General features: G+C 23.3%; 22 protein-coding genes and 3 pseudogenes. 9 read left to right on the forward strand and 16 right to left on the reverse strand.

The features are described from left to right. Positions 1-11: 11 nt before the first annotated feature. The 3 genes from rpsF to AACL24_RS15235 form a co-directional block, all read right to left on the reverse strand. Positions 12-539: a 30S ribosomal protein S6 gene (gene rpsF, locus AACL24_RS15225; protein WP_174481287.1), complete on the reverse strand. Its 528-nt coding sequence runs from the start codon at positions 537-539 to the stop codon at positions 12-14. Positions 540-730: 191 nt separating this feature from the next. Then, positions 731-1,330 carry a deoxynucleoside kinase gene (locus tag AACL24_RS15230; protein WP_252320085.1) on the reverse strand — a complete coding sequence of 200 codons (600 nt, stop codon included), beginning with the start codon at positions 1,328-1,330 and terminating at the stop codon, positions 731-733. A 457-nt stretch (positions 1,331-1,787) separates the two neighbouring features. Continuing rightward, positions 1,788-2,348, reverse strand: coding sequence for a hypothetical protein (locus AACL24_RS15235; protein WP_339047793.1), 561 nt, complete (start codon positions 2,346-2,348; stop codon positions 1,788-1,790). A 151-nt stretch (positions 2,349-2,499) separates the two neighbouring features. Between AACL24_RS15235 and AACL24_RS15240 the strand changes: the two are divergent. From AACL24_RS15240 to AACL24_RS15255, 3 genes and pseudogenes are all read left to right on the forward strand, one after another. Then, positions 2,500-4,567, forward strand: a pseudogene (locus AACL24_RS15240) (vitamin B12-dependent ribonucleotide reductase); the annotation flags it as partial. A 102-nt stretch (positions 4,568-4,669) separates the two neighbouring features. After that, positions 4,670-5,092, forward strand: coding sequence for a transposase family protein (locus AACL24_RS15250; RefSeq protein WP_339045912.1), 423 nt, complete (start codon positions 4,670-4,672; stop codon positions 5,090-5,092). Between the two features lie 23 nt (positions 5,093-5,115). Then, positions 5,116-5,523: a transposase family protein gene (locus AACL24_RS15255; protein ID WP_339047797.1), complete on the forward strand. Its 408-nt coding sequence runs from the start codon at positions 5,116-5,118 to the stop codon at positions 5,521-5,523. A gap of 249 nt (positions 5,524-5,772) precedes the next feature. Here AACL24_RS15255 and AACL24_RS15260 read toward each other — a convergent pair whose 3' ends face one another. Continuing rightward, positions 5,773-6,195: a transposase family protein gene (locus AACL24_RS15260; RefSeq protein ID WP_339045912.1), complete on the reverse strand. Its 423-nt coding sequence runs from the start codon at positions 6,193-6,195 to the stop codon at positions 5,773-5,775. 102 nt (positions 6,196-6,297) lie between these two features. Between AACL24_RS15260 and AACL24_RS15265 the strand changes: the two are divergent. Then, positions 6,298-6,759 (forward strand): annotated as a pseudogene (locus AACL24_RS15265) (ribonucleotide-diphosphate reductase subunit alpha); the annotation flags it as partial. Between the two features lie 52 nt (positions 6,760-6,811). Here the strand turns inward: AACL24_RS15265 and AACL24_RS15270 are convergent. Next, positions 6,812-7,069, reverse strand: a complete 258-nt coding sequence (locus AACL24_RS15270; protein ID WP_339047801.1) for a hypothetical protein — start codon at positions 7,067-7,069, stop codon at positions 6,812-6,814. Between the two features lie 53 nt (positions 7,070-7,122). Next, positions 7,123-7,902, reverse strand: coding sequence for an IS3 family transposase (locus AACL24_RS15275; protein ID WP_339047803.1), 780 nt, complete (start codon positions 7,900-7,902; stop codon positions 7,123-7,125). A 62-nt stretch (positions 7,903-7,964) separates the two neighbouring features. Here AACL24_RS15275 and AACL24_RS15280 point away from each other — a divergent pair. After that, a protein-coding gene (locus tag AACL24_RS15280; RefSeq protein WP_339047805.1) for an IS5 family transposase occupies positions 7,965-8,794 on the forward strand; the annotation gives its coding sequence in 2 pieces (ribosomal slippage) (positions 7,965-8,361 and positions 8,361-8,794; 831 coding nt in all). Positions 8,795-9,051: 257 nt separating this feature from the next. Here the strand turns inward: AACL24_RS15280 and AACL24_RS15285 are convergent. The 3 genes from AACL24_RS15285 to AACL24_RS15295 all read right to left on the reverse strand — a co-directional run bounded on the left by AACL24_RS15285 (position 9,052) and on the right by AACL24_RS15295 (position 10,280). Continuing rightward, the gene (locus tag AACL24_RS15285; protein ID WP_339046551.1) at positions 9,052-9,330 is read right to left on the reverse strand and encodes a transposase; all 279 of its coding nucleotides are present in this window, start codon (positions 9,328-9,330) and stop codon (positions 9,052-9,054) included. 141 nt (positions 9,331-9,471) lie between these two features. Beyond that, positions 9,472-9,921, reverse strand: a complete 450-nt coding sequence (locus tag AACL24_RS15290; RefSeq protein ID WP_339047807.1) for a hypothetical protein — start codon at positions 9,919-9,921, stop codon at positions 9,472-9,474. Between the two features lie 44 nt (positions 9,922-9,965). Next, entirely contained in the window at positions 9,966-10,280 is a 315-nt protein-coding gene (locus AACL24_RS15295; RefSeq protein WP_339047809.1) for a hypothetical protein, read from the reverse strand. A 455-nt stretch (positions 10,281-10,735) separates the two neighbouring features. Between AACL24_RS15295 and AACL24_RS15300 the strand changes: the two genes are divergently transcribed. Next, positions 10,736-11,224, forward strand: coding sequence for an SGNH/GDSL hydrolase family protein (locus AACL24_RS15300; RefSeq protein WP_339049469.1), 489 nt, complete (start codon positions 10,736-10,738; stop codon positions 11,222-11,224). A 139-nt stretch (positions 11,225-11,363) separates the two neighbouring features. On the opposite strand, the pseudogene AACL24_RS15305 reads toward AACL24_RS15300, so the two are convergent. Then, positions 11,364-12,195, reverse strand: a pseudogene (locus AACL24_RS15305) (IS5 family transposase). A gap of 115 nt (positions 12,196-12,310) precedes the next feature. Here AACL24_RS15305 and AACL24_RS15310 point away from each other — a divergent pair. Next, complete coding sequence (locus AACL24_RS15310; protein WP_339047811.1) at positions 12,311-12,700, forward strand: hypothetical protein; 390 nt, start codon at positions 12,311-12,313, stop codon at positions 12,698-12,700. Between the two features lie 111 nt (positions 12,701-12,811). Beyond that, positions 12,812-13,333, forward strand: coding sequence for a ferritin-like domain-containing protein (locus AACL24_RS15315; RefSeq protein ID WP_339047813.1), 522 nt, complete (start codon positions 12,812-12,814; stop codon positions 13,331-13,333). A gap of 561 nt (positions 13,334-13,894) precedes the next feature. Here AACL24_RS15315 and metG read toward each other — a convergent pair. The 4 genes from metG to AACL24_RS15335 all read right to left on the reverse strand — a co-directional run bounded on the left by metG (position 13,895) and on the right by AACL24_RS15335 (position 19,338). Further along, complete coding sequence (metG, locus tag AACL24_RS15320; RefSeq protein ID WP_339047815.1) at positions 13,895-15,478, reverse strand: methionine--tRNA ligase; 1,584 nt, start codon at positions 15,476-15,478, stop codon at positions 13,895-13,897. A gap of 208 nt (positions 15,479-15,686) precedes the next feature. Beyond that, entirely contained in the window at positions 15,687-16,334 is a 648-nt protein-coding gene (locus AACL24_RS15325) for a hypothetical protein (RefSeq protein ID WP_339047817.1), read from the reverse strand. Between the two features lie 137 nt (positions 16,335-16,471). Next, positions 16,472-17,773, reverse strand: a complete 1,302-nt coding sequence (gene purB / locus AACL24_RS15330) for an adenylosuccinate lyase (RefSeq protein WP_339047819.1) — start codon at positions 17,771-17,773, stop codon at positions 16,472-16,474. 2 nt (positions 17,774-17,775) lie between these two features. Continuing rightward, entirely contained in the window at positions 17,776-19,338 is a 1,563-nt protein-coding gene (locus AACL24_RS15335; protein WP_339047821.1) for an adenylosuccinate synthase, read from the reverse strand. Positions 19,339-19,458: 120 nt separating this feature from the next. Between AACL24_RS15335 and AACL24_RS15340 the strand changes: the two genes are divergently transcribed. Next, a complete protein-coding gene (locus AACL24_RS15340; RefSeq protein WP_252320612.1) occupies positions 19,459-19,716 on the forward strand; it encodes a hypothetical protein in 258 nt (85 codons plus the stop codon). A 19-nt stretch (positions 19,717-19,735) separates the two neighbouring features. Here AACL24_RS15340 and pth read toward each other — a convergent pair whose 3' ends face one another. Together pth and AACL24_RS15350 are read right to left on the reverse strand one after the other, a co-directional pair. Next, positions 19,736-20,299 (reverse strand): aminoacyl-tRNA hydrolase, encoded by a 564-nt coding sequence (gene pth / locus AACL24_RS15345; protein ID WP_339047823.1) that lies wholly within the window; start codon positions 20,297-20,299, stop codon positions 19,736-19,738. 21 nt (positions 20,300-20,320) lie between these two features. Then, on the reverse strand, positions 20,321-21,328 hold the full coding sequence (locus AACL24_RS15350) for a ribose-phosphate pyrophosphokinase (RefSeq protein ID WP_339047825.1): 1,008 nt from the start codon (positions 21,326-21,328) through the stop codon (positions 20,321-20,323). Positions 21,329-21,395: the final 67 nt, after the last annotated feature.

Below are 21,395 nucleotides of genomic sequence, written 5' to 3' on the forward strand. Positions count from 1 at the left end.
CTTAGATTTTATTAATCTTTTTGTTCAGTATTCGATGCATTATTATTAGTATTTGTTTTTGAATTTTGGTAATTAGTTTTTGTACGATAAGATGACTCAGTACCAGCGATTGGTCTTGGTTTTCTTTCACCATTTTCATCACGATTATAAGAAGGACGATTTCCTGGTCTTGTTGGTCGAGAGAAAGAACTAGATTCTACTTGGCGTTTTGGTTTAAACTTATTAATTTTTTCACTATCTAAATTAATAACCAAAAAACGCATTACGTCTAATTGTCTTTGTTTATTTAAAGCTACACGATTAAAGTTAGCAATGTTTTCTGGTGAAGTTAACACTTCAATAATAAAATAATGACCCTTAACTTTTTTGTTAATAGGATAAGCAAATTGACGAATAGAATCTTGTTCTTTAGTAATTTTTCCAGCATTTTTAGTTAAAATTTCACAAAATTCTTTTTTAATTAATTGTGCTTTTTCTTGATTTTGATCATCAACGATGTACATAATTTCATAATTATGCTTTTGTTTTAAATCTTCCAATGTTCGAAGACCTCCTTTTGGGCATATGGCTCTGATGAGCAAGGAGTAAATATATTAAGTTTGATTTTTAAATATTTGACTCATACAGTATTATAACGTAATTACCTTTAAAGTAAAGGAAAAATAACAATAATTATTAATATAACATGAGAAAAAATGACTAAATAAAAATTTGATTTCAATAAGAAATTTTATTTTATATAATCAATTATTTTTTGCACTATTTCCTTAGGAGTTAAATCATTAGTGTCAATTACTAAAAAATTAAAGTTATTTTTTTCTTTTTCATATCACTGTTCATATTTTTTATTTAATAAACTTCAGTATTCATGAGGTACATGTTTTTCTGATTCACGACCACGAAGGTTTATGCGTTCAATTGTGTTTTCAAGATTTGCTTTTAAATAGACAATTAAATCGGGTTTAATTTGTGGATCAAAATAAAGTGATGAAATAATAACATTATTATAAAAATTTAAATACACTTCATAATCTCTATCATTCATATTGTTTTGAGCTTTTAATACTTCAACGAAAATAGGATCTTCTAAAATACTGCGATCAAAAATAACATTGTTAAAATTTTGTGCTTCTTTTAATTGTTTACTTCGTGCCATCAACATAAATACTTGCATTTTAAAAGCATATTCTAAAGGATTTTGATAAAAATCATCTAAATAGGGATTACTAGTAACTGGCTCGTCCATAATTTTATATTTTAATAATTTTGCTAATTCTCTACTAATAGTGCTCTTACCAACACCAACTACACCAGATAATACAATTTTCATTTTTTGCCTCCCATAATATATGATTACAATTAATTTATCTTAATATATAAATTTTCTCCCTCCAAATAAAAAATTTTAAAAAATATTTAATAAATTAAATTTTACTTTTTTTACTAAAACTTATTCCTTATATTTTCAAAGATTAACGTAATATCAATTGTATTTTTAAAATTATTGATAATACACTTTCTTGATTCTATACACCCTTTAATAACTATATTTATCATAACATATAAATTTTACTCTAACTTAAATCTATTATTTTTAGTTAACTTCCATATTATTATTTTTAAACTTATTTATATATAAAAATTTTTATATTTTTCGAACATAATTTTTAATATATAGATTCCACAAAAAATTTAATAATTAAAAATACTCTAGAAAAAGTATCTCAATTATTTTTTCACTAGAGTATAATTATTACAATTTAAGGAGAATCTTTCTTACAAATAATTTATTTTTTATCTTTTTGTTCTGTAATTTTTTCTTCTAAATCTTGAATCTTTTGTTTCATTGCAGCTAATTCATCATTGTTAGAAGTTTCTGATTTAACTTCAGCATTAACAACAGTTTCATTAGTTGTTTTTGATTCTCAACTCGGAACGTTAAAGTTACGATGAATGAAGTTTTCATCTTGTGATTTTTCAACTTCGTCTTCAAATTTTCCAGTAAAAATTGCAACACCACAGAAAATTCCAATAATTCCAATTCCCAATCCAAGCATAGTTAATACTCCTGGAAGAATAGAACTATTTAATTTTCCCTTAATTAATAATATGTTAGCAATAATTTGCGGTACATTAATTAATGAAATAATTAATGCAAAAAAAGCCATTCCATGAACAATTTTACCAAAAATTGCTGCATTTGCAGCATCTCCTGCCCCAGCAATTTGATTAGCAGCAAAGTTTCCAAAAGCAAACATTCCAATTGCTATTAACATTCCTATAACTACAGCAATAGAACCAACTACAAGTGCAGTAATATCTCCTGATTTCATTGCTGAACCAGGCATTCTTCCTTTTTTAATAAAATAAATTATGATATTATTTTAAAGCGTATTATTTTCTGAAATAAATAATAAATTACTAACAATGTAAATTTAGACTTTAAATTTATCAATTGTTATAATAAGAATAAATTTGTAAAGGGTCAGGTGAATTTTTATGTACAGTGAAAGTTTAAAAAATAATTTAAATGAAGATATTAGTAAGCATTTTACACACTTAAAAACAATAGAAAAGATTATAAAATTACTCATGAAGGTGTATCAAGAATGGTAATGCTTGATCGTTATGCACAAAAAGATAAAAATTTAATTTCTTTAAAACCAGGTGATTTGGTAATTAGTATTATCCGTGAAGATGCTATTTTTCTAACTAGAGGAATTGGTTATGTTGTTGAAGAATTAGAAAATCAAGTTTATGCTATCAAAATTGAAGATGAATACCTCGGCTCAATTGATCCTGAACTAATAAAAATTTCTGGTAAAGCTGGCATTATCCACAAACAAAAATATGAACTTGAAAAACCACTAGAGTTATTTTATGAACAAATTGCTTATCGTGTTAGTAAATCATTAACTACAAAAGAATCACCAAAATTAAGATCTGTTTATTTATCCCAATTTTATGAACAATTAAAATCGCTAAATATAGTACCTGCTGGAAGAGTTTTATATGGGGCTGGTAGTGATTCTGATGTTACTTTTTTTAACTGTTTCGTAATGCCTTTTATTCATGATTCACGAAGTGGAATTGCTGCCCATCGTCAAGAAGTTATGGAAATTATGTCACATGGTGGTGGTGTTGGTTCTAATGGTTCAACACTAAGACCAAAAGGTACTGTTGCTAAAACAGTTGGTGGTAAATCTTCAGGAGCTGTTTCTTGATTAAACGATTTATCTACATTAACTCATTTAGTAGAACAAGGTGGATCACGACGTGGCGCACAAATGATTATGCTAGCTGATTGACATCCAGATATTATTGAATTTATTATTTCAAAAATGCAAAATGCAAAAATTTTATTATGGTTAAAAGAAAATTCAAAATCAAGTTTAATTCGTGATGAAGCAAGTAAAAAATTAAAATTTGAAGTACTTAGTGACCAAGATCGTAATATTTTTGAATCAATCTTAAATAATGAACAACTTTTTAATGAAGAAATAATAGAAAATGCTAAAAATAAACTAGCACTTGGTGGATCTTGAGAAGTAATTAAAAGTGATTTTTTAACCGGAACTAATATCTCAGTAACAATTAGTGATGAATTTATGAATGCCGTTGCAACAAATGGTAAATGAAATTTACGTTTCCCTGACTTAGATAATTATACTGTAACTCAAAAACAAGCTTATGACAAACATTGAAATAAAATTGGTGATGTTCATGATTGAGAAAAAATGGGTTACCCAATTAAAACTTATTATACAATTAATGCATCTGACTTATGAGATTTAATTAATTTCTGTGCTACATATTCAGCAGAACCTGGTATTTTTTTCATTGATAGAGCTAATGAAATGACTAATGCTCAAGCATATGGTATGCGTGTTGTTGCTACTAATCCTTGTGGTGAACAACCATTAGCACCCTATTCAGTGTGTAATTTATCAGCAATTAATTTAGCTAATTTTGTTAATAAAAAAACAAGTGAAATTCTTTACGATGAACTAAGTAAATCTGTAACAACTTGTGTTCGTATGCAAGATAATGTTATTGACAGCACTCCATACTTTTTAGAAGCAAATAAAAACAAGCACTTGGTGAACGAAGAATTGGTCTAGGAGTAATGGGTTTACATGATTTACTAATTTGAAGTAATCTAAAATACGGCTCAAAAGAAGCTAATGAAGTAGTTGATAAAATTTTTGAAACTATTACTACTAGTGCTTATCGTGCATCAATTAATATTGCTAAAGAAAAAGGAAGTTTTCCATTTTTAAAATCACGCTAAGCATTTATTAATAGTGGATTCATGAAAACAATGCCTGAAGACATCAGAAATGATATTCTTAAATATGGTATCCTTAACTCACATTTATTAACTGTTGCTCCAACAGGTTCAACTGGAACTATGGTTGGTGTATCAAGAGGACTTGAACCATACTTTGCCTTTTCATATTTCCGTTCAGGAAGACTTGGCAAATTTATGGAAGTAAAAGCAAAAATTGTAAATGACTGATTACAGTATCATCCAGAATTTAAAGAAAAACCATTGCCAGATATTTTTAGACATATTCCGTAATTAAATTTTTTAAAAGTCAATTAATAATTTTAAAATTTATTTTATAATTTTGTTATTAACAATAAATTTAGAAAAGTGTTGATAAAAATGATTTTTGAAAATTTAAAAAAATTAAAAAATGAAGAATTTTATAGATATTTTGGTATAAAACGTTTTCATTTTAATGAAATGTTAGAAAAATTAATTGAAATAGAAAAATTAGAAAAAAATAAAGGTCGAAAAAATAAACTTTCAGTAGAAGAAAGATTAATGATGACTTTATTATACTGAAAAGAATATTATACTTTTTTTCAAATGAGTATTAAATCTAAAATGAGCCCATCAAGTTGTTTTCGAAATATTACTTGAGTAGAAAATAAACTTAGTAACCACAAAGATTACCAATTTTTAAAAGAAAGATATAAATTAAAAATTGATAAAAAACAAGAAAATTCAAATGAATTTCAATTTTATTTAATTGATTCAACTGAGATTGAAATTGAAAGACCAACTAAAAAAAACTACAGTTAGAATATTTTTCTGGTAAAAGTTGAATGTATTCTATAAAATTTCAAATTGTATATGATTTTTTTAATAAAAAAATTGTTGATATTTTTGCTGATAATGGTAAAGTGCATGATTTTCAAATATTAAAAAATTCAAATCTTGAATTTTCAGAAAAAACAATAATTATTGGTGGTTTAGGATATCAAGGTATACAAAATATTTATAAAAATACAATAATACCAATTAAAAGAACTAAAAATAAAAAATTAACTAAACAAGAAAGAAAATACAATAAGATTGTATCTAAAATTAGAATTAAAGTTGAACATGTCTTTGCTTGATTGAAAAGATTCAAAATTTTAGTAAATAAATGTAGAAAATCTAAATTTAGACTTATGTACTTAAGATTTAACTTACTTTGTGAAATTTTTAATAAAATAAAACCATTAAAATAAAAAAAATATTAAAAATATTTTTTTAAAATTTAAATTTTTATCGAGTTAATATAAAAATATTATTAACAATTTTTTGTTTAAAATGTAAACTCATTTTTTAAACTATTTTTTCAAAAAATATTTATTTCTATATTCAATAACACTAAATAGTTTTAAAACAATTTTATTGACAATTAATTAAATTTAATTACGGAATATGTCCAATTTGAAATTTTATAGAATACATTCAACTTTTACCAGAAAAATATTCTAACTGTAGTTTTTTTTAGTTGGTCTTTCAATTTCAATCTCAGTTGAATCAATTAAATAAAATTGAAATTCATTTGAATTTTCTTGTTTTTTATCAATTTTTAATTTATATCTTTCTTTTAAAAATTGGTAATCTTTGTGGTTACTAAGTTTATTTTCTACTCAAGTAATATTTCGAAAACAACTTGATGGGCTCATTTTAGATTTAATACTCATTTGAAAAAAAGTATAATATTCTTTTCAGTATAATAAAGTCATCATTAATCTTTCTTCTACTGAAAGTTTATTTTTTCGACCTTTATTTTTTTCTAATTTTTCTATTTCAATTAATTTTTCTAACATTTCATTAAAATGAAAACGTTTTATACCAAAATATCTATAAAATTCTTCATTTTTTAATTTTTTTAAATTTTCAAAAATCATTTTTATCAACACTTTTCTAAATTTATTGTTAATAACAAAATTATAAAATAAATTTTAAAATTATTAATTGACTTTTAAAAAATTTAATTACGGAATATGTCTTTTGTTTCAGCAATGCAATTAACACCTGAAGATCATGCTAATGTACAATGTATTATTCAACGTTGAGTTGATTCTTCAATTTCAAAAACTGTTAATGCTCCAAAAGGTTACACTGTTAAAAAAGTAGAACAAATATATTACAAATTATATAAAGATGGAGCAAAAGGTGGAACTGTTTATGTTGATGGAAGTAGAGATAGTCAAGTCTTATCTTTATCCGATGATGATAATCAAATGCAAGAGCAAGTTAACTTAAGTGATCTTGGTCTAACTGAAACTTTTGCTGATAGTATTAATGAAACAAAACCAATTAAACCAGGATGACGTAATGATCGTCAAGATCGTAAAATTGGCACTGATTTAGGTGACTTATGTACAATGTGTAAAGAAGGAGTCCTTGTCTTTAGCGCTGGTTGTTATACTTGCAATAATTGTGGTATTCAATCTAAATGCGGATTATAAAAATAAAAAACTACTTAATTAATTTTAAGTAGTTTTTTATTTTTATATTTATTTACATTTTAGATGTTTGATAATTATTAGTTACATCCTGTTGTCCTAAAGATGTTACTGAATGCAATTTATTTACTTCTTCACCTATATTTTTTCCTCACTCTTGAAGTTTTGTTTCAGATTGAAATGATTGATCATCTTCAAAAAATTTTTTTCTACACTCTTCATTGTACAATTTATGTTTTCTTAAAATATCAGATAAATTTTCTTCTCTTAATTCACTGTCAGATTCTATTGTTATAGTATTTTCTTCTTGCAAATTTACTTCTTCTACAATACTTTCTAGTCTTGGAATGGCAACACTTTTTAGGACTATTTTTTGGTAAACATTTGTTGTTGATATTTAACTGGAGTTAAGTAGTTTAAAGTGCTGTGAATTCTTATATTGTTATATCAATTGATGTAATCAAATAATTCTAATTTTAATTGGATTAATGATGTAAAATTTTTATCATTAATAAATTCGGTTTTAAAAGTTTTAAAAGTTGCTTCAGCAACAGCATTATCATAAGGACAACCTTTTTTACTTAAAGAACGGTTAATGTTGAATGCTAGTAAAAGTTTATCAATAATTTTATTGTTAAATTCATTACCGCGATCACTATGAAATATTTGAATATCTTTTAAACAGCGATTTGATTGCATAAATGCTTGATGTACTAATGATGCATCTTTTTTAACTCCAACACTATGTCCGATAATTTCGCGGTTAAATAGGTCTATTAATAGGCAAATATAGTTTCACCTACCATTAACTTGTACATAAGTTAAATCACTAACAATAACTTCATTTTTAATCCTATTCTTAAATTTTCTATTAACAAGATTAGTTATTTGACTATCGTTAACTTTGTTATTATGATTTTTGAATGATAATTTAGTATATTTTGATATTAAATTATGTTCATTCATAATTTTTTTAATTTTTCTGCGCGATAAATAAATTTCTTGGTTTTCTAGAATTTTTTTTAATCTTCTAGTACCATAAACTTCTTTATTTTCTTTAAAAGCACTAATAACAGCTTCATCATAAATATTATTTTTGATTTTATTTTCTTTTTTCTTTAAATTAAAATAATAGACTTCTTGCAAAACCTATCTATTAAAAATTTAATTTTTAAAATAAAATTAAAAATAAAAAAGATAGGTAATCTATGATGTTTGATAAATTAAAAACTATTAACAATCCAGAATTATTAAGATTAACTGGTATAAATGATATTATTTTTAATAAAATTCTAGAAATTTTAAAGACAGAAGAAGTAAAAAAGTTTAAAAATGGTGGTACACCTAATAAATTATCATTAGAAAATCGTTTATTAATGACTTTAGAATATTGAAGAGAGTATCGAACTTATTTTCATATTGCTAAAAGTTATGGAATTAGTGAAAGTAGTTGCTATAGGAATATCAAGTGAATAGAAAATACTTTAATAAAACATCCTGATTTTCAACAACTTGATGGGCAAAAATCACTGTTAAATAATAATTTTAAAGATAAAACAGTTATCATTGATGTGACTAAAAGTACTATTCAACGCCCAAAAAAAGTCAAAAACAATATTATTCAGGAAAAAAGAAAAAACATACAATAAAAACTCAAGTCATAATTGAAAAAGATAGTAAAAAAATTATAAGTTCTTATTTTTCTTATGGTAAAAATCATGATTTTAAAATTTTAAAAAATTCAAAAACGAAATTTTTATCAGAAACAACTATTTTAGTAGATTTAGGATATCAAGGTATACAAAACATACATAAAAATGTCTTATTACCTAAACGAAAATCAAAGAAAAACCCTTTAACTAAAGAAGAAAAGAAAAATAATAAGGCTATTTCAAAAATGAGAGTTGTTATTGAACATGTTTTTGCGATTCTTAAAAAATTTAAAATTATTAGTGAAAAATATCGAAATAGAAGAAAAAAATTTGCATTAAGATTTAATTTAATAGCTTCAATTTATAATTTACAATTATTAATTTAAATATATTTGATAATTTAATATTTTATTTTTTTATTTGAAATAATAATTTTTGTTGTATTTTAATGACAAAAAATAAAACATATTTTGAACAATAATTTTTAAAAAATATTAAAAGTGTTATTAAAATAAATTTTTAAACTTAAAAAATGTGATTAATATCATAGTTTTGCAAGAAGTCTAATATGTTGATTTAGATATTTTTAAAAAACGACACATTGTGCGAATTTTATATTTAGCTTTATTTTTGACAATAATTTCTATTTTCTGCCTATTATTAGTGCTGCTTGCTTTAAAATATCATTTTCCATTCGTAATTGCTTTAATTCTTTTCTTAATTTAATTAATTCATTTTCTTCAAAAGAACGATTATCTTTAGTTTTAAAACTTCCTGAATTACTAAATTGCTTAATTCAATTGTAAGTAACTGCTCTTGTAACATTATATTCTTTAGCAAGGCAAGATACTGATTTGCCACTTTGATATAAAGCTACTATTTGTTTTTTAAATTCATCGGTATATGAGTTAATATTGGCCATAATTATAGTTCCTTTCTTTTAACAAATTTGTTTACTTGTCTACGTAATTAGTGTCCAATAAATTGTAACCCATCCACTTTTAATTCATTATTTATTTTTTCTATAGTTTCTTTCATCTTTTATTCTCTTTCTATTTTTTGACTACAAAGATGGTTTAAATTTATTTTCTAAAGATAAATTTTGTAATCTTGTTGAATCTTCATCTAAATTTATATCTTGTCAACCATCAGTTTTTATGTTTTCTCTTTCTAAAAATAATTTGTCTCTTAACACGTCTTTATATAAGGTTGTAACTATATCTAATAATGCATCATAACATTTTTTATCACCAATCTTTAATTCTTTAATAGTTTTTTTAAAATTACTTGCATATTTCTCATATTCTTTTAATATAAGTTTCTTATTACTTTTATCTTGAAAATAATTATCTAAAATAATTTTTCATATTTTATTTTCAATATCTCGTATTTCTCTATCTTCTTTTGATAAGAAATTATTTTTCTCATTTTTACTTTTTTCTTCTAATATTTTACATCTTTGTAACTCTAAATCTTTTACTTCTTCTTTTTTATCATCTATAAATAAATGCAAACAAGCGATTTTTTTATTAAGTCTTGCTTTTTCATTCTTTAATTCTACAATTTCTTTTTCATTCTTATTTTTTTTATTTTTTCTTTATTTTTTGTTTCAATTTTTTCTATTTTTGTTTCAATTTTTTCTATTTTTTTTAATTTTATGTTTATCTTTTTTTCTGCTTTTTCAATTTCTTCAAGTTTTTCATCTTCATCAAAAAACATATATTTAAAAAATATTTCTTTACTGTGTAACTTCATATATTCTGAATTTCTTAATTTTTCTTTTTCAAGTTTTTGTTCAAAAAGAAAAACTCACTCTTCTACTATTTTTGAATTAACTAAATTTTCAATTGCTTCTGCTATATTTCTACTCATTTTTCCTATTCCCTTTCAATATTTTATAAAAAACCCATTTACTTTAAAACAAAGTAAATGGGTAAAAAACCAATCTTTTAATTTAAAATTAACACATTTTATTTTTTTTACAATAAAATTATTTTTAAAAATTGCATTAAATTTAATAAATAATTAAATTTATATAATCATTCTTTAAAATCAATTTTTATTTTTGTAATAAAACCTTATTTACTCATTACTACTAATATGGTAATATGAAGGTAATAACTTACTATTAAGTTAAGTTATTAATTTTTAAAAGAGAATATAGTTTTCTTTTAAAAATTACCTTCATATTTAAATTTTTAATGAGAAAAGGAATTTATCAAATGAAAACATTTTTAATAAATATCACTCTGACAGCAATAACTTTAACTGCTAGAAATGAAATGATAGCAAAACATTTTAATGAACCAATAAGTGTTAAATAACAATTATATGTCCTTGGTGACAGTTTATCAGATAATGGTAATTTAGCTAATATTTTTACTTATGATACTTGAAATATAGATAAAGTTAAATTTCAAGAACCTTTTTATCATAATTCATTTACTAATGGCGATGTTGCTGCTAGTATTTTAGCGAAAAAACTAGGAACAGAACTATTACCAGCTTGATATCAAAAAGGTAATAACTATGCTGTAGGTGGAGCACAAGCCGGACAAAATCATAGTTGAGAATATCAATTATTCTTAAATCATTATTCTATTGACCACCAAGCTAATCAATTATTAAAAGATCATAAAATACAAAAAAATGATGATATTTTTATTGAAATAGGTGGTAATGATCTGCTTTCTGCTATGGATGAAAATTCAACAGCAAAACAAGAGTCAATTATTAATAATGCAATAACAACTGAATTTGAAACTGTTGATACATTAGACTTCTTGCAAAACTATGATATTAATCACATTTTTTAAGTTTAAAAATTTATTTTAATAACACTTTTAATATTTTTTAAAAATTATTGTTCAAAATATGTTTTATTTTTTGTCATTAAAATACAACAAAAATTATTATTTCAAATAAAAAAATAAAATATTAAATTATCAAATATATTTAAATTAATAATTGTAAATTATAAATTGAAGCTATTAAATTAAATCTTAATGCAAATTTTTTTCTTCTATTTCGATATTTTTCACTAATAATTTTAAATTTTTTAAGAATCGCAAAAACATGTTCAATAACAACTCTCATTTTTGAAATAGCCTTATTATTTTTCTTTTCTTCTTTAGTTAAAGGGTTTCTCTTTGATTTTCGTTTAGGTAATAAGACATTTTTATGTATGTTTTGTATACCTTGATATCCTAAATCTACTAAAATAGTTGTTTCTGATAAAAATTTCGTTTTTGAATTTTTTAAAATTTTAAAATCATGATTTTTACCATAAGAAAAATAAGAACTTATAATTTTTTTACTATCTTTTTCAATTATGACTTGAGTTTTTATTGTATGTTTTTTCTTTTTTCCTGAATAATATTGTTTTTGACTTTTTTTGGGCGTTGAATAGTACTTTCAGTCACATCAATGATAACTGTTTTATCTTTAAAATTATTATTTAACAGTGATTTTTGCCCATCAAGTTGTTGAAAATCAGGATGTTTTATTAAAGTATTTTCTATTCACTTGATATTCCTATAGCAACTACTTTCACTAATTCCATAACTTTTAGCAATATGAAAATAAGTTCGATACTCTCTTCAATATTCTAAAGTCATTAATAAACGATTTTCTAATGATAATTTATTAGGTGTACCACCATTTTTAAACTTTTTTTTACTTCTTCTGTCTTTAAAATTTCTAGAATTTTATTAAAAATAATATCATTTATACCAGTTAATTTTAATAATTGTGGATTGTTAATAGTTTTTAATTTATCAAACATCATAGATTACCTATCTTTTTTATTTTTAATTTTATTTTAAAAATTAAATTTTTAATAGATAGGTTTTGCAAGAAGTCTATTAATTAATGCTGGTGCTCAAAATTTAATAATTGCCAATGTGCCTAACATTAGTAATATTCCAAAATATGTTAATGAAAAACAATCTGTTAAAGAAGTAGCAAACCACTTATCAAATGAATATAATAACAAATGAAATGATAAAATTACTGAATTAATGAAAAATAATTCTGATATTAATATCAGACCGTTTGACTTAGAAACTAATTTTAGTGATTTATTATCTGAAGCACAAGAAATAGGAAAAAATATTACTAATGAATCAATAAAATGATCAATTCCCGGTTTAGCTTTAAATTTAAATCCAAGATATATTGATGGAACAACTCAAGAAACTATTAATAATAATTTTTTCTTTGATTATGTTCACCCAAATAAATGAGCACATGATCAAATTGGTCTTGAACTATTCACTGAACTTACTTCATAAAAAATGTAACACAAACAATTAATTAACAATATTTTTATTCTTAATTTATTTTAATATATATAGTATTAAAGTAGTATAATACATATAAAGCCAAGAAAGAAGGTGTATTTAATGATTAAAAAGATTAACGATGATCTAAATGATTATATTAGTGAACATCTAAAATATCAAATGCTTAGTTTTAAATTAAGTAATAATGCAAATCAAAAAGGATATCCTGGGTTTGCACGCTTCTTCCAAGTAGAAGCAGCTGATGCTGTTGTTCATATTCGTAAAATTTGTAACTATTTAATGGATCAAGATGCTCAAGTTGAAATTAAAGACATTAAAGTTCCAACTTTTACTACAAAAAACATTGAAGAAGCATTAAAAAAATTAAAATCTACTAAAGAAGAATTACTTGATTTTACTAATAAACTTGTTAAAAGTGCTCGTGAAAATAATGATAATTTAACTGCGAAATTTTATGACTGATTCTTAATTGATTTCTATGAAGAAATTGCTTATGAAAAAGACTTATTGGATTGAATTGCAATGTCTAATAGTAACCTTTATAAAATTGACAAACGTTTACTAAAAACTGAAGAGCCAGATACTTTAAAAGTTATTGTTCCATTTTATGAACCCGAATAAATTTCATATTTAACTCTTAATTTTCACCAAAAATGTATAAAAAAATTATACATTTTTTATTTTTTTATAAAAATTTGTTGTATTTTTTTGTTTTTCTTCTACTTGATAGTTTAAACTGTATTTAATATTTCTGCTTTTGTTTCCAAAGGTAATTGAGATTCTATTAAGCCCCTATTCTCTCATTTTTGTTTGCTTGCATTTTTTGATTGTTCTGATAAAGGTTGCTGTAACTCTGGAATTTCAGTACTTATTAATTTTCATACTTCATTTAAAGATGTTAATTTTATTTCTTCTTCATTTAATTTATTTTTAATTTTTTGTTCTTCTTTTTTTTGATCTTGTCAACTAGGTTTCTCATTTTCTTCATTTATTTCGGTTTGGATTTCAATACTTACTAATTTTGATTGATTAATTGTTCTTAAAGTCTCCTAAATTTTTTCCTTTTTTTCTCTAATTGCATTTTCTATTATTTCTTACAGTAATTGGTATTTCTCCAATTCATACAAAATGAATTGAATATTTATTATCTATAACTGGCATTTTTTTAATAACTCTTATATTTTATTTAAATGCATTGTTTAAAAATGATAATTCATCTTCAATATTTAATCTTGGAAATAATAATTCTTTTTTATTAACAGATTTATTAAAAACTTTATTCAAGTTAATATTGACTATTGGTTTAGTAATTTTTAAGACACCCAATTGTTCATGAATTTTTAATGAACTATTAACCAAAATTGGACTTAATAAAGCACTACTAATAATTAAAATATTTGCTAATAAATTTAAAATATTATGTAATTTAATAGTTTTATTATTTTTATGTAAATCTCATGGTTTTGTTAAATCAATTAATTTATTACCACTAGTTATTAATTTAAAAACGACATTAATTGCTTCATGAATTTGATACTCATCCATTTCAATATTAAAATCATTAATAATACTTTTAATAATTTTAATTATTTCTATTGCTTCTGGTTGTAGCTTATTTAAATTAACTTTGGGAATTTTACCATCACAATATTTAATGATCATTGTAACTGTTCGCGAAAGCAAATTACCTAAATCATTAACAAGATAAGAGTTATAACAATTTAAAAATAATTCATGACTATATTTTGCATCATGACCAATAATAATTTCTTTCATTAAAAAAAACCGTAATCCATCGGCACCATAACGATTTACTAATACTAAAGGATCAATAACATTACCTTTTGATTTTGACATTTTTCCTTCTTCATTAGTAATTCAACCGTGGGCCAAAATTCGATTTGGTTGTCTCAAGTTTAATGCCATTAATAAAATTGGCCAATAAATCATATGAAAACGACTAATTTCTTTACCAACTAAATTCACAATTTCACAATTTGAATCTAGTCAAAATTTTTTAAAATTAATGTCATCATCTTGTAAATAACCTAATCCTGTTAAATAATTACTTAATGCATCAATTCAAACATAAATAACATGTTTTGGATCTTCTAATACTGGTACCCCTCAAGTAAAACTCGTTCTAGTAACACTTAAATTTTCTAAACCTGGCGTAATAAAATTATTAATCATTTCCGTTTTACGATTAAGTGGTCATAAAAATAATGGATGTTCATCATAATATTTTAATAATTGTTTAGTATATTTTTCCAATTTTAAAAAATATGATGGTTCTGATAAAGTAGTAATATTACCTTGACATATTTTACATGTATTATTAGTTTTATTAATTTGGCTATCTGTCAAAAATTCTTCACAAGAAATACAATATGACCCTTCATATTTTCCCAAATAAATATCATTTTGTTTTAATAATTTGCTAAATATTTTTTGAAGACTTAAAATATGATTTTTATTAGTTGTTCTAATAAATTTATCATAATCAATATTTAAGTTTTTTCATAAATTCTTAAACCCAACAACAATATCATCAACAAATTTTTGTGGAGTTTGTTTATTTTCATCCGCCTTTTTAGCAATTTTTTGACCATGTTCATCACTTCCAGTTAAAAAGAATACTTCATAACCTTGCATTTTCTTATAGCGAGCTAAAACATCAGCAATAATTGTTGTATAAGCATGTCCCAAGTGTAATTTAGCACTAGGATAATAAATAGGGGTAGTAATATAAAATTTTTTTGTCATTATTTGCTCCTAAATTTAATAATTATAATTTTACATTAAAATAGCATTATTTATTGTAATACTTATTTAAATTAATAATATTTTATTAATTTTTATTTTTTTATAAAATGGAACATTTTTGTTGATATTGATTTTCATTAAAACCATTATCAGAGTTAACAGCATCTATATCAACGTTTAAGTAAAACTGATAATAACTATTTACGTGTTAAATAACACTAATTTTTTCATTATCATAATTATTTACTGGTAAATACTGATTACCGTTACTCATTAATGGTTGATTTTGTAATTTTCTTGAACTTGCAAAATCATATCAATGTCTCAAAAGATCATTTTTTTCTCATTGTCTTCTTTTTTCTTTTTCTATTTTTTCTAAAATATTATTAAGTTTTAAAATTTTTAATCCAACCTTTTTCAATTCTTCTTTTTGATTACTTATATTAACTTTTTCACATACTATTTTGTTAATTCGTTTTTTTTCAAAATTATAATAACCAAAAGTTAAAAACTTAACTAATTTATTCTTAAATTTAAAAATTTTACTTGTTTTTTGTTTTTCGAAAATTTCTAACTTTTTAATACTATTTATATTATAAGAAAGAAATATAGATTGTTTTTTAATATTTGACTGCAATGTTTTTTCACATTTATATTTCTTATTATTAATATAATATAATATTATTTTTATTTTATTAATTTTCTTTTTTAATAAATTAACATCTATTTCTCCATTATCTTTTAAGTATCGATCATCTAAAACATCATAAAAGTGTTCTTCACTATCATATCTTGTAATAAAATTAAAATCTTGATCTATAAAAGGAAAACTATTATCGATTTTGTATTTCTTCATAATTTTCACTCCTTAAACTTATATAATCTAGTGACTAATTACAATATTTTCTTAATCTTTTATATTTATTGATTATTAGATAAAATAAAAAAACAAAAATTAATAAATTAAATGCTAATTAAATTTAATATTAAACATTATTTATCTTTAAAAACTTTTTTAAAAATATAATCAACATTTATTAAAAAAATATTATTATTACAACATTCATTTAACTGTTCACTAGTTAAATATTGATTAATATTATTCTTTATTAATACATCTTTAAAATTAATCATTTTATTTTGTGCTTCTAAAGTGCATTTTTGAATAAAATCATAAGCAATTTCACGTGTTATTTTTGGATTATTTTTAATAATAGCCAATAAAACTACTTGTGAAAAATAAAGTTCATTAGCTTTAGCAATATTATTTGCCATGGCACTAGTATTAATTACTAAATTATCTAAAATATTTATCATTCTATTAATAATAAAATCTAATATATGATAAATATCAGGTAACATAATGCGTTCATTAGAACTATGAGAGATATCACGTTCATACCATAATAAATTATTCTCATATACTATACTATTATAACTTCGAACTAATCTTGCTAAACCACAAATATTTTCAGAACCAATTGGATTTTTTTTATGTGGCATTGAACTTGAACCTTTTTGTGAAATAGAAAATCCCTCTAAAAGTTCATTAACTTCGCTACGTTGACTCAAACGAATTTCTAAAGCTATTTTTTCAATTGTTGTAGCAATTGAACTTAATTGTGTAATTAAAAAAATCAAACGATCACGTTGTACTACCTGCGTAGCAGAACTGTCAACTTCCATTTTTCATTTTTTGGCAATAAATTCACTAACTTTTGGCGAAATATGAACAAAATTACCCATAGCACCCGTAATCTTAATAACTTCAACTTGTTTTCTTGCTAATTCCAACCTTACTAACTGTCTATTTATTTCATCGTATCATAAAGCAAATTTTAATCCTAATGAAGTTGGTTCACCAAAAATACCATGACTGCGACCAATTACTAATTGATCTTTATATTTAAACGCTAACTCTTTTAATTTCAATTGTAAAGTAATTAAAGCTTTTTCAATAATTTCATTTGAAAATTTTATTTGTAGATTTTGGACACTATCAACCATATCAGTTGAAGTTAAACCATAATGAATTCAACGACTTTCAGTTTTTAAGTTAGCACTTAACATTCTAGTAAACGCAACTACATCATGTTTAGTTTCTAATTCTAATTTATTCATTAATTCAATATCTAACTTAGCATTTTTTTTAATTAATTGAAAATCTTTAAAAGGAATTATATTTAAATGTTGTAATGATTCACAAACATCAATTTGAAAATTCATTCATAAGTTTAAACGATTTTTCATATTTCAAATATTAGTCATTGCTTTTGTTTCGTAACGTTCAATCATTTTTACTCCTTAATAAATATAGTTTGTTTACGATCTGAACCAACAGAAAATATTCTAATTGGAACACCCAGCAACTCACTAATTTTTTTTAAATAATTTTTAGCATTTTCTGGTAATTCATCATAACTAGTAATATTAGTAATATCTTCATTTCAGCCAGGCATAGTAATAAAATGTGGTTGACATTTATTAAAGTTATTAATTTGAGAAGGTATGTATCTAATTATTTCGCCATTTAAAGTATAATGCGTACAAATGCTTAATGTTTCAATACCAGTAAGCACGTCTAACAACATAATAGCTAAACTAGTAAATCCATTAATTTGGGCACTATACTTAGCAATAACTGCATCAAATCATCCAATTCTTCTTGGTCTTTTTGAAACTGTGCCATATTCATTACCAGTCATACGAATATAATCTGCTAATTTACCAAAAACTTCACTAGGAAACGCACCAGCACCAACTCTTGTACTGTATGCTTTAGTTACACCAATAATTTCATTAATTGCTTTTAAAGAAATACCTGAACCAATAGCAATTGAACTAGCACTTGGATTAGAAGATGTTACAAAAGGATATGTACCATGATCTAAATCTAATAAAGTACCTTGTGCTCCTTCAAATAATATCTTTTTATTTCTAACTAATTGTTCATTTAAAAATTGACCAGTATCAATAATTAAATCTTTAAAGTATGGTAATAATTCTAATAAACGATTATATATTGTTTGCGCATTAAATTCTTTTTCATACCCATAAACATTTTTTAATATTTTATTTTTAATTAACAAATTATCAGTAATCAATTCTAATAGTCGTTCCTTATCTAATAAATCGCCCATTCGAATTCCAATCCGATTAACTTTATCAGCATAACAAGGTCCAATTCCTTTTTTAGTAGTGCCAATAGCTTTATCACCCTTAATTTTTTCTTCATATTCATCAAATGCTAAATGATAAGGTAAAATAATATGAGCACGATCAGAAATTCGTAAATTTTGACAACTAAAACCAGCAGCTTTTAAATATTCAATTTCAGAAACTAATTTTTCTGGATTAACAACACAACCATTAGCAATAACACAATATGAATCTTTATTAAAGATACCAGAAGGAATAATACTTAATTTATATTTTTGATGATCAAAAACAATTGTATGTCCGGCATTATCACCACCACTTCAACGAACAATAACATCAGAATTTTGACTATAATAGTCAGTTATTTTACCTTTTCCTTCGTCACCTCATTGACAACCAATAATAGCAGTAGTTTTAAATGGTTTTGGTTGATCAATTTTTGATATTAAAATATTTTTAGTATTGACAATTTTATTAGTAATTTTTTGATTTTCTTCTTTTATTATATGTTTTGACTTTTCAAAATCTACTTTCATCTTATTAATGATTGGCTTAACAGTTTCAGTTTTTATTGATTGCGTTTTTACTTTAGTTGCTTTTTTTACATCTTTAACTTTTGGTTTAATAGTTTTATTAAGTTGTTCAACTTTAGTTTTTGCCTTTTCTATTGTTGGTTTGATTATATTTTTTTTTGCTTTCATATTGTCTCCTTTATACTCAAAAAAAAGTATTTATAAATTTATAAATTAATTATATAATTATTTAATAATGATTATCAAAATATTGTTATTAAAAATAAACTAGTAAAGGAAACTTAAAAAATGAAATGAAATTTTGATAATGACAGTTTTCAAAATGATAATAATGATGATTTTGACAAACTTTGTCCTATTTGTAAGCAGAAATTACTAGAAGCAAAACTTGAAAAAATAAATGAAATAAATCAATATCAGCAAACACAAAATGATATTTTATTAATTGAAGAAATTAAAAAAGAATTAGAAAAAATTAAAAAAGAAAAAGAAACACAACTTTATGTTTACTTATGTAGAAAACATAAAAATGAAAATATTCTTTAATATTTTTATAATATATTAATTATTTTTTATTATATTTATTCATAATATTTTCAAATTTACTATCAGTAATTCAACTACTAATGCTTTCTACAAAAAATTGTTTATGATCGTTTATATTCTTTAACTCATCATTACTAAACTTACTCAAAACTCAATCAGCCGTGTTAAAATTAGGATTTTTACCAACACCAATTCTTAATCTTTGAAAATCTTTACTACCAATTTGATTAAAAATACTTTTAATTCCATTATGACCAGCAGCACTAAATTTTTGTTTATATTGAAATTGACCAAAATTTAAATCAACTTCATCGTGAATAATTAACACATTTTCAATTTTAATTTTAAAATAATTCATAAAATTTGAAACACAAAAACCTGATAAGTTCATAAAAGTTAATGGTTTCAAAAAAATAACATCAGTGCCATTAACAACAGTTTTAACATATTGACCATTAAATTTAGTTTGATTAATTTTTAATTGTAATGTTTCACAAATCATATCAATAACAATAAAACCAATATTATGACGTGTCAATTCATACTCTTTACCTGGGTTTCCTAATCCAATAACTAATTTCATCTACTTTAAATTTCCTCTTTATTATTTTTTACTATTTTTATTATTAATTTTTTTTATTAATTCATTTGTTTTATCATCATAAACTTTTGTTAATGATTTATTATTAATTGAAGCATCAATCATTTTTGCAATAAAATCAGCAATTGAAATAATTTTTAAGCCATTAAATTTTTTTTCTTCAGAAATTTCAATAGTATTACTAATAACAACTTCCTTAATAATTCCATCAATAACAGCTTGTTTCAAATTTTTTGAAGCTTGCCCACTAAAAATACCATGAGTAGCTAAAATATAAACTGATTTTGCACCATGTTCTTTAATAGCTTTTGCTGCATTAATAATAGTACCACCTGTATCAATCATATCATCAATAATAATAGCATTCTTTTCTTTAACATCTCCTAATACAAACTTAACTTGACTTTGATTAGGAGTTGTTCTTCTTTTATCAATAATTGCCAAAGGTACACTTAAATAATTACCTAATCTTCGAGCACGAGTAACACCACCATGATCTGGAGATACAACAACTAAATTAGTTAAATTTTCTTCAATTAAATAAGATGCTAAATCTTGAGTTGCTCGTAAATCATCAACAGGAACATCAAAAAATCCTTGTTCTTGTGGTGAATGTAAATCAACAGTAATAACACGATCAACACCCGCAACAGTTAATAAATTTGCAACAAGTTTACAAGTAATAGGTTGTCTACCACCTTGTTTTCGATCTTGACGAGCATAACCAAAATAAGGAATTACTACATGAATTTTAGCAGCAGATGCACGAACTAAAGCATCAACAAAAATTAATAATTCCATTAAATTATCATTAGTTGGCGGCGAAGTTGATTGGATAATATATACCACTTTCCCTCGTACTGATGTTATAGATTGAATGTTAAATTCACCATCAGCAAAACGACTAATTTCTGCTTTTCCAGGTTCAATATTAAGTTTTTTACAAACTTCTTGTGTAAATTTTTGACTAGCACTTAAACCAAAAACTACAATGTTTTCTACATTATTCATTAAATCCTCCTTTACATGTTTCTAAAAATTATAATTATAATTTCATTATACAATGTTTATTACAATT

The sequence above is a fragment of the Spiroplasma endosymbiont of Colias croceus genome, from assembly GCF_964020095.1.
Classification (GTDB): Bacteria; Bacillota_I; Bacilli_A; order Mycoplasmatales; family VBWQ01; genus Spiroplasma_E.